This window comes from Bisgaardia hudsonensis, from assembly GCF_004345785.1.
GTDB classification, from domain to species: Bacteria; Pseudomonadota; Gammaproteobacteria; order Enterobacterales; family Pasteurellaceae; genus Bisgaardia; species Bisgaardia hudsonensis.
This window is the reverse complement of record NZ_SLXI01000001.1, coordinates 83,458-96,718: the sequence shown is the minus strand read 5'-3', so window position 1 is coordinate 96,718 and position 13,261 is coordinate 83,458. Positions and strand designations below refer to the sequence as shown.

Sequence of the window (13,261 nt, the reverse complement as noted above, 5' to 3'; positions counted from 1 at the left end):
CTCCTAATTTTTATTTAAATATGGCGACCAAGCTGGAAATTTAACTTGGCCATCACTTCCTGGTAAACGTGCTTTAAAGCGACCATCAGCGGACACTAATTGTAACACCTTTCCTAATCCTTGTGTAGAACTATAAATAACCATAATACCATTTGGTGAAATACTTGGGCTTTCATCTAAAAAAGTTGTACTTAACATATCAATTGTACCCGAAATTAAATCTTTCTTCATTATATGATCACCTGAAATCATTACTAACGAATTACCGTCTGGTAATAATTTTCCACTATAACTACGATTACCCGAACTAACCAAGGAAACATTTCCTCCAGAGGCATTCATTATATAAACTTGTGGCGAACCACTTCTATCAGAGGTAAAAACAATTTGAGTTCCATCTGCTGACCAAGAAGGCTCTGTATTATTACCAGAATTACTGGTCAATTGTGAAATATGTCCACCACTTAAACTCATCACATAAATATTTAACATTCCATCTTTTGAAGAGGCAAATGCAAGTCTTGAACCATCAGGAGAAAATGCTGGTGCGCCATTATGCCCATTAAAAGAAGCGACCACACGACGAGCACCTGTTCGTAAATTATGTACTACAAGCTGTGATTTACGGTTCTCAAATGATACATAGGCGAGCTGTGAACCATCTGCTGACCAAGCAGGTGACATCAATGGTTGACTACTACTATGAACAATAAATTGGTTATGACCATCATAATCAGAAACTCTGACTTGATAAGGTTTACTTCCCCCATTTTTTTGTACTATATAGGCAATTTTAGTTCTAAAAGCACCTCTAATTGCTGTTAATTTTTCAAAAACAGCATCACTAATTGTATGAGCGCCTAAACGTATCGCACTATTCGGTACCGTATATTGGCTTTGAGCTAATATCGCACCAGCTTCACCAGAAGCTCCTATAGTATCAATTAGTTGATAAACTATATTATAATTACCATTTTCAGGTGTAATTTGTCCAACAACAATGGCATCAATACCTAGATTAGACCAGCTCTCCGGATTAACTTCTGAAAGCATTGTAGGCTGCTGAGGCATTCGATTAACTGCAATGGGATTAAACTTCCCACTATTTCTTAAATCAGAAGAAATAATTTCAGCTATATCTACAGGCGCAGTACCAGGACCATTCCATTTAAAAGGAATAACCGCTATAGGTCTTGCCCCATCAACACCTTCATCAATAACTATCCTAACCTCATCATTAGCAAATGTTATATGAGAAAAACAAACAAACAATATTGTTAATAAACTTATAAAACGAGTTATTAATTTCATTAAATTTACCTTTTAGGTTAACATTAACATACAAAAACTACTTGTTATCGTATGATAAAAATCAATTATCTTAATTTAAATTCTAAAGAAAACTTTTGATATTTTCTATAAATATCTTCATTTGGTGCAGATGGAACTCTCTTGGTTCTGGAAACAGCCGATAACGCCGCAGTACAAATATCATCAGGTCCAGATAAACGTCGGAAATCAGTTATTGCACCATTTCTCGCTAATTCAACTTCAACAATACAAACTTTATTAATAAATCCAGGCTCCTTTAAAAAGCGACGCTGAATTTGTTTTTTTATCAAAGCTCCATAGCGATCCCCTTCTTTACCGCCATCACCAACACCTAACGCGGCACCAGTTCCTGAAGCACCTTGTTTACTCTGATTACCACCAATACTAGCACTTCCACCACCTATATCACCACCATTAATGAAATCATCTAATGCATTTCTTTGAGCAGACTTAACTTTTGCTTCTTTTTCAGCTTTTAACTGCACTTCTTTCTCTGCTTTGAGTTTCGCCTCTTTCTTAGCTTTTAACTTCGCCTCTTGCTCTGCTTTGAGTTTTGCCTCTTTTTCAGCTTTTAACTTCGCCTCTTGCTCTACTTTCAGTTTTGCCTCTTTTTCAGCTTTTAACTTCGCCTCTTGCTCTACTTTCAGTTTTGCCTCTTTTTCAGCTTTTAACTTCGCCTCTTGCTCTGCTTTCAGTTTTGCCTCTTTTTCAGCTTTCAACTTTGCTTCTTGCTCTGCTTTCAGTTTTGCCTCTTTTTCAGCTTTTAACTTCGCCTCTTGCTCTGCTTTAAGTTTTGCCTCTTTTTCAGCTTTTAACTTCGCCTCTTGCTCTGCTTTGAGTTTTGCCTCTTTTTCAGCTTTTAACTTCGCCTCTTGCTCTGCTTTGAATTTTGCCTCTTTTTCAGCTTGCAACTTTGCATCTTGCTCGACTTTAGTTTGTTCTAATTTATTTTCTGTTTCTTCGATAATTTCTTTTCTAGTTTCTAAAGGTTCTATTTTTTGTGTGTTTGTATTATTAACTTTTTTAGCTTGTTGAATACGTCCCCATTCTTGAGCAGCATTACCAGTATCAACCATTACTGCACCAATAACATCACCATTACCTTCCCCACCGCCCATAACATTAATTTTGCTATAAAAAGAACCATAAATTAGCAATGCAAATAATGTTATATGTAACAAAATAGAAATTAGAAACGAGTCAATACCTATTTTTTTTCTACCTTCCCTCACAATATTTACCCACTTTTAAATTGGATCTGTCATAAGTCCGACTGACTTAATACCAGCTAAATGAAGTAAATTCAATGCTTTAATTACTTCTTCATAAGGAATATCTTTTGCACCACCGACTAAAAATAATGTTTTATTATCTTTAGCAAATTCTTGTCTTGATATTTCAGTCACCATTTCTTCATTCAAACCTTCATTTCTTTCACCTGAAATAGATAATGTGTACTGACCTATTCCAGAAACCTCTAAAATGACAGGTATTTTATCTTCATTTGAAACACTTTGACTATCAACAGCATCAGGCAAATCGACCTGAACGCTTTGACTGATAATTGGTGCTGTAGCCATAAAGATCAAAACAAGCACCAACAATACATCCAAGAAAGGAACTATATTTATTTCTGATTTTATATTACGACGATTTCTATTACGACGATAGGACATTATTGCCTCAAAATTCTATTAAAACTACTGCACTTACAAAATAAGTACCTACAATAAATTAGTTATGATTTTTCCCAAAAACTTGACGATGCAAGATTGTAGTAAATTCATCAATAAAATTACTATAATTTTGTTCAAGTTTACTCATTCTTAAACTCAAACGGTTATATGCCATTACAGCAGGAATAGCCGCAAATAAACCTATCGCAGTTGCAATCAAAGCTTCTGCAATACCAGGAGCAACCATTTGCAAAGTTGCTTGTTTAGCTCCACTTAAGGCCATAAAAGAATGCATAATTCCCCATACAGTACCGAATAAACCTATATATGGACTGATAGATGCAACTGTTGCTAAAAACGGAATACGATCCTCTGCATATTCTATCTCACGATTCATTGATAAATTCATTGCACGAGAAGTACCTTGAAGAATAGCTTCAGGCGCATTCGGATTGGATTTTTTCAAACGAGAAAATTCTTTAAAACCAACATAAAAAATTTGCTCACTCCCAGTTAAAACATCACGACGGTTTTCTAAGCCTTCATAAAGTTTATTTAAATCTTCTCCTGACCAAAAGCGATCTTCAAAGCGTGCAGATTCTTTAATTGCTTTCGTTAAAATACGACTACGTTGAATAATAATAGCCCATGAAATAATTGAGAAAATAAGTAAAATCACAATTACAATTTGGACTACAATTCCTGCTTTTAAAAATAATTCTAAAAAATTTAATTCAGATGTCATTAACTTGCTCCGAAAATATATACGATTGTTTAACTTGAAAATGCTGTTTTTATTTCATTAGGAATTATAACAGGTTTCATTTTCTTTAAATTGACACAAGCAATCTTTACCTCAGCTCCACATAAAATTTTATCATTACATATTATTGCTTGAGTAAATAACATACTTGCAGCCTTAATTTGCTTGACTCTTGTTTCTACTAATAAGCTATCATCTAAGCTAGCAGGAGCACAGAAATCAACACTCATAGATTTCACAACAAAAGCAAGATCATATCTATTCAACAAATCTCGCTGAGAAAATCCAAGCGCCCTTAAATATTCCGTTCTTGCTCTTTCAAAAAAATGTAAATAATTTGCATGATAAACAACACCACCAGCATCGGTATCTTCATAATAAACGCGAGTAAAATACTTAAATCCATCCATTTTATTACTTAATTACTCATTTTAATTGAAAAAACTCGCCCATTCTAAAGCTGGTATAATTAATAATCAAGTACCTAAAAATTAAATAATAGATAAAATATACTTATTGTTAAAGACTGTTGTAAATATTACTAAAGCATCGAATTAGTAGTCATATTAATTAAGACAATTATTATTACTATATATGCACCTAACATCGTAAATAAAAATAATCGTTGCCATCTGATATTTCTGATAGCTAATCCTATTCCATGAATCCACAAAATAATATTACTTAATATAACAAGAATAATCTCATGATTAGGTAGAGCTCTTAAAGACATCACAAAATTATTAATATTAAAGAAAATACAAACAGTAATAGATATTGCTGATATAAGTGAAAGGGCTCGCCAAGAGCCCTTATCCATTAATTGAGTAAGTGAATTGATCATTTAACTACTCGTCAAATTTACCTGTCTTTTCAATGCCAATAGTAACAATAGCACTCAACATAACAGCTAACAAAACCCCCACTACCCATAAAACATAATACATAGCCTTATTCTCCTTAGAAATTAGTATAATGAGTTTTTGTTTTCTTCAATGAAACTAGCATCTAATCGACCAAACATTTTGATGTATGACCAAATTGTATAAGCCAACAAAATAACAACAAATACTAATGCAAAAACAAACATTAGCATTAAAGTTAATTCACTTGATGTAGAATCCCACATTAACAAACTCATTCCAGGATGAGTGATAGAAGGCATCACGAATGGGAACATAGCTATTCCACAGGTAAAAATAATACCAAACATAGTTAATGATGAAAATAGAAATGCGAAACCACAACGATTAGCTTTTGATGCTAAAATATTTAATATCCCGCCAACAACAGCTAATGCTGGGAAAATAAATAATATAGGCATATCAAAGTAATTATTGAACCAAGCTCCTTGTTGAATAACAACATCTTTACCTAAAGGAGAAGTCGGTGCGTAATGATCAACAACACTCGTTACAACAAAGCCATCTTTAAAGTATAACCACACCCCAGATAGAATAAATGCAACAATAGTGATAAATGCACCTACTTGTGTAATAACACGAGCTCTTTCACGTAATTCAGCAGTAGTTTTCATTTGTAACCAAGCAGCACCTTGTGTAGTCAACATAGAAGCACTAATAACACCACAAAGTAAAGCATATGGATTCAATAATTCAAAGAATGAACCCGTATATGTAATTTGCATAATACCATTAAATTCGAATGGTACACCTTGTAATAAATTGCCAAAAGCAACCCCGAATACTAACGAAGGTACAAAACCACCTACAAACAATCCCCAATCCCAAGCTTTACGCCAAGTAGGATTATCAATTTTTGCACGATATTCTAACCCTACAGGACGGAAAAATAATGCAGCTAATACTAAGATCATTGCAATATAAAAACCAGAGAATGATACAGCATAAACGATAGGCCAAGCCGCAAACATTGCGCCACCAGCGGTTAATAACCATACTTGGTTTCCATCCCAATGAGGTGCTATAGAGTTAAGCATAATACGCTTTTCAACTTCTTTCTTACCTGCAAAAGGTAATAAAGTAAGAACACCCATATCGAATCCATCAGTTACTGCAAAGCCTATAAGCAATACACCGACTAAGATCCACCAAACAAAACGTAGAAATTCATAATCAATCATAGTTAGGCTCCTGCTTATTTAGATGATTGTTCAAAGTGGTAACGACCTGTCTTCAATGCACTAGGTCCTAAACGACCATACTTAAACATCAAATACATTTCTACAACTAAGAAAATAGTATAAATAGTACAAATTAATCCTATAGAGAACCAAAGATCACCTACACCTAAATTTGAAGCGGCAACACCAACAGGAAGAACATCATAAATCGCCCACGGTTGACGACCATATTCAGCAAGGAACCAACCGCTTTCAATAGCAATCCAAGGTAATGGCATTCCCCATAATAATGCTTTTAGTAATAATGGACTACGACCAACTGTTTTTCTTAAATTCTGAGCTAAAGCAAGAATTAATAATAATACTATTAACCCACCAGCAAACATCATTACACGGAATGACCAGAATGTAGGACCAACATTAGGAATTGTGTCTGCTGCGGCTTGCTTAATTTGCTGTTCAGAAGCATCAATAACTTTATCTGTATAACGTTTTAGTAATAAACCAAAACCAAGATCATCTTTTACAGAATTAAATTGAGCTTTTAGAGACTCATCAGTCTGCCCTGTTGCTTTCTTATCAGCTCTTAATTTTTCTAAAAGAGCATAAGCCACCATACCTCTGCGAACACGTTCTTCATTTTTAGCTTGTAAATCAACTAAACCAGCAAATTGTTTATCTAGTGAACGAGTAACGATAATACCAGCAGCATAAGGGATTTGAAGAGCAAAATCATTTTTCTTCTCCGCTTGATTAGGGACAACGATTACATTCCAAGCCGCTGGAGCTTCTTCCGTATGCCACTCACCTTCCATTGCTGCTAATTTTACAGGCTGATGATGACCAATTTCATAACCAGCTTCATCCCCCATAATAACTACTGTAATAGCTGAAATCATACCAAATACAGCGGCGATAGAGAATGAACGTTTTGCAAAACCAATATCACGCCCTTTTAAAATGTAGTATGAACTAATTCCTAAAACAAAGAACGAACCAGCAATATAACCAGCAGATAATGTATGCAAGAATTTACTTTGAGCAATTGGATTTAACCAAAGTTCCATAAAACTTGTCATTTCCATACGCATAGTTTCAAAGTTAAATTCTGAACCTGCAGGATACTGCATCCAACCATTTGCAACTAAAATCCACATTGCTGATAAATTTGAACCAAATGCAACACAATAAGTCGCTAGTAAATGTTTTCCTTTTGAAAGTCGATTCCATCCAAAAAAGAATAAACCTACAAAAGTTGATTCTAAGAAAAAGGCTAATAATGCTTCAATTGCAAGTGGAGCACCAAAGATATCCCCTACATAATGAGAATAATATGACCAGTTAGTACCAAACTGAAATTCCATGGTAATACCAGTTGTTACTCCTAAGGCAAAGTTAATACCAAATAACTTACCCCAGAATTTAGTCATATCTTTATAGACTTCTTTGCCTGTCGCCACATATAAAGTTTCCATTATTACTAATAAAAATGATAAACCCAATGTTAATGGCACAAACAAAAAGTGATATAATGCAGTTAGTGCAAACTGCAATCTAGACAGTTCAACAACGTCCAACATTTCCAACTCCTTGTAAATACTACAAGACTTCCACAATGATCACATTGTGATCACACCATTTATACTTAAGAATGTTCTTAAGATTTTAAACCAAATCATATTTACAATTACAACAACATATCAAATTGATATTATCTTATAATCATAAAACTTGACCATCATACAGATAAATTAATATCTCTCCTACATTCTACTATATTAAAAGGAATATAAAAAATAAAAAAAATGTTACGGCAATCACATTTTTTCACTTAAATCAAAATAACAAACAATTAACATATATCATCTAAATGATTAACATCAAAAAACACATAAGAATTAACAAGTTTGCAACATAATTGTTATAGCATAAATGATAAAAATAAAAAATAACCAACTAATCAGTTAAATAATATAGACATTGATGCATATTAATGCTAACTTGCCAGCAATGACATTATTCAAAATAATTTAAGGTTAGTTAAAAGTGCAGATTTTCAAAAAAATAATATTAAGTATAATATCTATCGTGATTTCATTAGCTAGCTTACCTACAATGGCAGAAGCCACGAAAGTAGATCAAGTAAAGGATGTTGCACCAGTGCAACAATGCCAAAAACTTTTTAAAGAGACTGAAAATTTAATTGCAGAAGCAGAAAAACAACCAGGTACACATCTTCAATTACAAAATATAAAAAGTAAATTAAAACAGAGTAAACAACAGATCTTAGAAATGGAAATAGCCACCCAAAGTAGCTTATGTGACAAGGGTCTTGCTAAATTAAGTAATATTGCTCAAGAATAAAAAATTAAAAGTAAAAATGGCTTGTTAACATAACAAGCCATTTTTTATTATTCTTCCAATACAACCTGTCCAATAAATCCAAGATTACGATAATGTTGAGCATAATCAATCCCATATCCGACCACAAATTCATCGGGAATAGTAAAACCAACCCAATCAACAGGCACATCAACTTCTCGACGAGAGGGTTTATCAAGTAACGTACAAATTGCCAAAGATTGAGGCTCCCTTAACAGTAATATTTCTCTTACTTTCTGTAAGGTATAGCCAGTATCAATTATATCTTCCACAATTAAAATATGCTTATTTTTTATATCACCATCAAGATCTTTAGTAATTTTTACATCATGATTTGTTGTCATATTCGAACCGTAACTTGATGTTGTCATAAACTCAATTTCTAATGGGAGCTTAATCTCCCGCACTAAATCAGCCATAAACATAAAAGAACCACGTAAAAGCCCAATAACAATTAGATTATCGATACTTTTATGATGGCAGAATTGAGTAATTTCATCTCCAAGCTCTTTTATCCTAGAACGAATATCTTGCTCTGAAATCAATGTTTCTACATGATGTTTTTTCATTATAAACAACCTTAAATTTTATAAAATAATTAGATATCTTATTGTAGCAAAAAAAAAGCTGAAGTTTAAACTCCAGCTTTTTAAATACCCTAACGAATTTACTTTCTACTCTACTGTTTGGAGTACCCTAAAAATGAAACTAAACATTTTTAACCGCAATACCTAACAAACAGTTGCAGTCTAAATGAAAATAATCACTGTGTCAATGATAATTATTCTTATTTAGATTAATTTCCTGATATTTTCATTTTTTCTAATAAAATAGATCCTGTTTGAATATTTGAACGATATTCAATATCATCAGATACCGCAACAATATGAGTCAACATATCTTTTAAATTTCCAGCAATAGTAATTTCGGCAACAGGATATTGAATTATTCCATTTTCAACCCAAAAACCTGTTGCCCCACGAGAATAATCACCATTAACAAGACTTACACCTTGCCCCATTAAGTCAGTTACAAGTAATCCACGATCCATTTTTTTCAAAATAGCATCTAATCCACCTGATAAATTAGGTTTAACAAGCCAATTATGAATTCCTCCTGCGTGCCCCGTTGTTTGCATACCCAATTTACGTCCACTATAACTGGTCAATAAATAAGTTTGTAGAATACCATTTTCAACAATGTTTCTTTCAACGGTTCTTACACCTTCACTATCAAATGGTGAGGATGCTAATTTTCCAATTAAATGGGGATGTTCTGAAATATGAAACCAATCAGGTAATACTTGTTGACCTAAATGATCTAATAAAAAGCTGGATTTACGATATAAACTACCACCACTTATTGCTGCTGTAAAATGCCCAATTAACCCAGTTGCAATATCATTTAAAAAGACGACAGGAACTTCTTGAGTAACAATTTTTTGAGGTTGTAAATGAGAAATCGTTTTCTTGGCACAATTTTCACCTACCCATACAGGTGTTTCAAGATCCTTGATATTCCGTGAGACTGTATATTCATAATCTCTTTCTAAGTTTTCATCAACTCCAGCTATCATTGAACAAGACAATGAGTATCGACTAGATAAATAACTCTGTAACATACCATAGGTATTACCATAAACTCGCACCCCAGTATGAGAATTAAATGCTGCCCCTTCGCTGTTTACAATACGTGGGTCATAGTCTAGAGCAGCTTTTTCTGTATCTAATGCTAATTGGATAGCTTGATCAATATCCACTTCATTTGGATAATATAATTGTAAATCAGGCGCATCAAATGCCATTAATTCCTTTGGTGCAAGTCCAGTGCAATCATCTGATGAAGTATATTTTGCGATAGCTAATGCAGATTCAACGGTATTTTTAACCGCACTTTTACTTAAATCAGAAGTAGAAGCATTTCCTTTTTTTTGCCCTAAATAAACAGAAATACCAAGAGAGCCATCATTATTAAATTCAACATTCTCAACCTCTTGTAATCTCGCCGATACAGAGAGTCCACTAACCTTTGTTACCGCCACTTCTGCTGTTGCATTATAATCTTTTGCTATTTTTAGTGCATAGCTCACAGCATCTCGTAATTCTTGTTCTTGATTTTTTAAAATTGCGGTGGAATTTTGTTGATTTTTCATAATAAGTCCTACTTAACTAAATTACTCTTATTCTATCTTATTTTCAGGCTTATCGCTAACAGACTTAATTTTATGATAAAATAAATATAAGCATTTAATTAGGAAAATAAATAATGGCAAAAAGAAAAAAAAATGAATTTGATTGGGAAGATGAAGAACAAGAAGAAATCATCTGGGTCAGTAAAAGTGAAATTAAACGAGATGCGGAAGAATTAAAAAAATTAGGCGAACAACTCGTTAATTTAACGAAGATAAATCTCAAAAAAATCCCATTAGAAGAAAACTTATTAGACGCTGTCGAATTGGCACAACGTTTACAAAAAGAAGCGCGTAGAAGACAACTACAATATATTGGAAAATTATTACGTAATATCGATCCTGAACCAATAAAAGAAGCCCTTGATAAATTAGAAAATAAACATCAACAACAACAAGCGATGTTACATAAATTAGAATTAACAAGAGATGAATTAATTGATAAAGGAGATGATGTTATCAATACATTAATGGAAGAATATCCACAATTAGATCGTCAACATTTACGCAATCTAATTCGAGTTGCAATTAAAGAAAAAGAACAAAATAAGCCACCAAAAGCTTATCGTGAAATATTTCAATATTTAAAAGCAGCAATAATACAATAACACTTACAATATACAAATAAAGGGAAAACATTGTTTTCCCTTTATTTGTCTTTAAAATATATAACTAATTTGGTGATTTCATATAGCGGAAAAATTCGCTATCAGGTTTTAAAATCATCATATTCCCAGAGTTAGAAAAACTTGTTTCATAACCCTTAAGGCTACGAACAAAAGCAAAGAACTCTGGATAATCTCCAAATGCATCAGAATAAAGCTTAGCGGCAGTAGCCTCACCCGCCCCTCTCAATGCTTGAGCTTTTTGATTTGCAGTTGCTAACATTACGGTTACTTTACGATCAACATCTGCTTGAATAAATGCAGCTTTTTCTTTACCTTGCGAACGATGTTCACGTGCTACTGCATCACGCTCAGCACGCATACGCTGATAAATAGAAGTCGAAACTTCATCAGGCAAATTAATCTGTTTTACTCGAACATCAATCACTTCAATACCTAATTCAGAAGTGCTATCTTGTCCCGTATTCAGTGCTTTTTTCGCACCTTCCATCAATTCGCCACGTGTACCAGAAACAATGTCTCTAATCGTTCTTGAACCAACTTCTGAACGTAAACGATCATTAACTTTACGGCGTAAAAGATTTGCAGCTTGATTATAGTCACCACTTCCTGTTGCAGTAAAGAAACGACCAAAATCACTGATACGCCATTTTACATAAGAATCCACTAATAAGTCTTTCTTCTCTACGGTAACAAAACGATCTGCTTGACCATCTAAAGTACGAATACGAGCATCTAATACTTTAATTGAATCAATAAATGGTATTTTAAAATGAAGACCAGGTGTATAAACAACAACCTTATTATCTGTATCACGTTGTACCTTACCAAAACGTAACATTATACCTCTTGTTCCCTCATCGACTACAATAAGACTGGAATAAATAATAGCGATAAGAATAATGATTACTGGCGTTAAAAATTTACGCATTAGTTAAATCTCCCTTGACGACCTTGAGTAACAGATGAATTATCTTCAACTCGACGAATAGGCACAGATGATTCTGTTATAGTTGATTTAGAAAATTCACTACTTCTGTCAGCGTTCATATCTTTACTAGCCTCAGTTGCTTCATCTGATTCTGATTTACTCATAGAGAGAAGTTTTTCTAATGGTAATACAGTTAAATTATTGCCATTACTACTATCTAGCATAACTTTAGGTGTATTTGCCATCACTTTTTCCATTGTTTGAATGTATAAACGTTCTTTCAATAGCTCTGGTGCTACTTTAAATTCGGGCAATAAACGTTGGAAACGTTCCACCTCACCTTGTGCACTTAATACAATTTGCTCTTTATATGCCGTAGCTTTTTCTATAATTCGTTGTGCATTACCACGTGCTCTAGGCTCTTGCTCACGAGCATAAGCTTCTGCTTCTCGAATATAACGCTGTTCGTCTTCTTGTGCTTTAATTGCATCATCAAAAGCATCTTTAACTTCTTCTGGTGGTCTAGCTGATTGGAAGTTTACATCTAATACTTCTAACCCCATATCATAAGATGCAATAATAGTATTTAATGTTTTCCAAGTATTCTCACGGACAATAGAACGTCCTGTTGTTAAAATATCATTCATCGACATATGACCAATCACATAACGTAATGCACTGTCTGTTGCTTGATTCAGACTATCATTCGCATTAGTTACACTAAATAGATATTTAGCAGGATCTTGTACTCGATATTGAACAGTCATTTCAACTTTAACCATATTTTCATCTTGAGTTAACATTGCACCTTGTGTCTTCAACTCTTTTACACGTTCAATATTAACAGGGATTACTTTATCAACAAATGTTGGTTTCCAATTCAAACCAGGCAAAACAATAGAGTGCAACTCACCAAAACGCAAGACAACGCCTCGTTCTGCCTCTTTTACAGTATAAAAACCACTCGCCCCCCAAACAATAGCACCAATAACAGCAGCTATTGGGAGTAATTTACCTAAATTTTGTGGAGTTTTATTACTACGCCCCTTATTACCGCTACTACCTAATTTTTTCAATAAATTATTAAACATCTCTTCAAGATCAGGTGGGGATTGTTGATCTTTATTTTGAGAATTTTGGTTAGATTTATTGTCATAACCATTATTATTTTCTGGCTTTTTCTGCCCACTACTCCCTGGTTTACCCCAAGGATCTTGATCTGAATCGTTCAATGACATTCATTATCTCCATTTGTTAAA

General features: G+C 33.5%; 15 protein-coding genes. 2 read left to right on the top strand and 13 right to left on the bottom strand.

The features are described 5' to 3' along the window. Positions 1-3: 3 nt before the first annotated feature. From tolB to EV697_RS00425, 9 genes are all read right to left on the bottom strand, one after another. A complete protein-coding gene (tolB, locus tag EV697_RS00465) occupies positions 4-1,311 on the bottom strand; it encodes a Tol-Pal system beta propeller repeat protein TolB (protein WP_132021441.1) in 1,308 nt (435 codons plus the stop codon). A gap of 65 nt (positions 1,312-1,376) precedes the next feature. Continuing rightward, entirely contained in the window at positions 1,377-2,564 is a 1,188-nt protein-coding gene (gene tolA / locus EV697_RS00460) for a cell envelope integrity protein TolA (protein ID WP_132021440.1), read from the bottom strand. Positions 2,565-2,579: 15 nt separating this feature from the next. Next, positions 2,580-3,008, bottom strand: coding sequence for a colicin uptake protein TolR (gene tolR / locus EV697_RS00455; protein ID WP_132021438.1), 429 nt, complete (start codon positions 3,006-3,008; stop codon positions 2,580-2,582). Positions 3,009-3,066: 58 nt separating this feature from the next. Next, positions 3,067-3,753: a protein TolQ gene (gene tolQ / locus EV697_RS00450; protein WP_132021436.1), complete on the bottom strand. Its 687-nt coding sequence runs from the start codon at positions 3,751-3,753 to the stop codon at positions 3,067-3,069. A gap of 29 nt (positions 3,754-3,782) precedes the next feature. Further along, the gene (gene ybgC, locus EV697_RS00445) at positions 3,783-4,181 is read right to left on the bottom strand and encodes a tol-pal system-associated acyl-CoA thioesterase (protein ID WP_132021434.1); all 399 of its coding nucleotides are present in this window, start codon (positions 4,179-4,181) and stop codon (positions 3,783-3,785) included. Positions 4,182-4,312: 131 nt separating this feature from the next. Next, positions 4,313-4,615 (bottom strand): cyd operon YbgE family protein, encoded by a 303-nt coding sequence (locus EV697_RS00440; protein ID WP_132021432.1) that lies wholly within the window; start codon positions 4,613-4,615, stop codon positions 4,313-4,315. A gap of 4 nt (positions 4,616-4,619) precedes the next feature. After that, positions 4,620-4,718, bottom strand: coding sequence for a cytochrome bd oxidase small subunit, CydX/CbdX family (locus tag EV697_RS00435; RefSeq protein ID WP_132021430.1), 99 nt, complete (start codon positions 4,716-4,718; stop codon positions 4,620-4,622). A 20-nt stretch (positions 4,719-4,738) separates the two neighbouring features. Then, entirely contained in the window at positions 4,739-5,875 is a 1,137-nt protein-coding gene (gene cydB / locus EV697_RS00430; RefSeq protein WP_132021428.1) for a cytochrome d ubiquinol oxidase subunit II, read from the bottom strand. A gap of 14 nt (positions 5,876-5,889) precedes the next feature. Beyond that, positions 5,890-7,455: a cytochrome ubiquinol oxidase subunit I gene (locus EV697_RS00425; protein ID WP_132021426.1), complete on the bottom strand. Its 1,566-nt coding sequence runs from the start codon at positions 7,453-7,455 to the stop codon at positions 5,890-5,892. A 535-nt stretch (positions 7,456-7,990) separates the two neighbouring features. Between EV697_RS00425 and EV697_RS00420 the strand changes: the two genes are divergently transcribed. Beyond that, entirely contained in the window at positions 7,991-8,239 is a 249-nt protein-coding gene (locus EV697_RS00420; RefSeq protein WP_132022273.1) for a DUF5339 domain-containing protein, read from the top strand. A gap of 47 nt (positions 8,240-8,286) precedes the next feature. On the opposite strand, the gene hpt is transcribed toward EV697_RS00420, so the two are convergent. Next, entirely contained in the window at positions 8,287-8,826 is a 540-nt protein-coding gene (gene hpt / locus EV697_RS00415) for a hypoxanthine phosphoribosyltransferase (protein ID WP_132021424.1), read from the bottom strand. Between the two features lie 227 nt (positions 8,827-9,053). Further along, entirely contained in the window at positions 9,054-10,409 is a 1,356-nt protein-coding gene (pmbA, locus tag EV697_RS00410; protein ID WP_132021422.1) for a metalloprotease PmbA, read from the bottom strand. A 113-nt stretch (positions 10,410-10,522) separates the two neighbouring features. Between pmbA and yjgA the strand changes: the two genes are divergently transcribed. Continuing rightward, positions 10,523-11,053, top strand: a complete 531-nt coding sequence (yjgA, locus tag EV697_RS00405; protein WP_132021420.1) for a ribosome biogenesis factor YjgA — start codon at positions 10,523-10,525, stop codon at positions 11,051-11,053. 64 nt (positions 11,054-11,117) lie between these two features. Here yjgA and hflC read toward each other — a convergent pair whose 3' ends face one another. Together hflC and hflK are read right to left on the bottom strand one after the other, a co-directional pair. Further along, positions 11,118-12,002 carry a protease modulator HflC gene (gene hflC, locus EV697_RS00400; RefSeq protein WP_132021418.1) on the bottom strand — a complete coding sequence of 295 codons (885 nt, stop codon included), beginning with the start codon at positions 12,000-12,002 and terminating at the stop codon, positions 11,118-11,120. Then, positions 12,002-13,240 carry an FtsH protease activity modulator HflK gene (gene hflK / locus EV697_RS00395; RefSeq protein WP_132021416.1) on the bottom strand — a complete coding sequence of 413 codons (1,239 nt, stop codon included), beginning with the start codon at positions 13,238-13,240 and terminating at the stop codon, positions 12,002-12,004. Before hflK ends, hflC begins: the two co-directional genes overlap by 1 nt. Between the last annotated feature and the right edge of the window lie 21 nt (positions 13,241-13,261).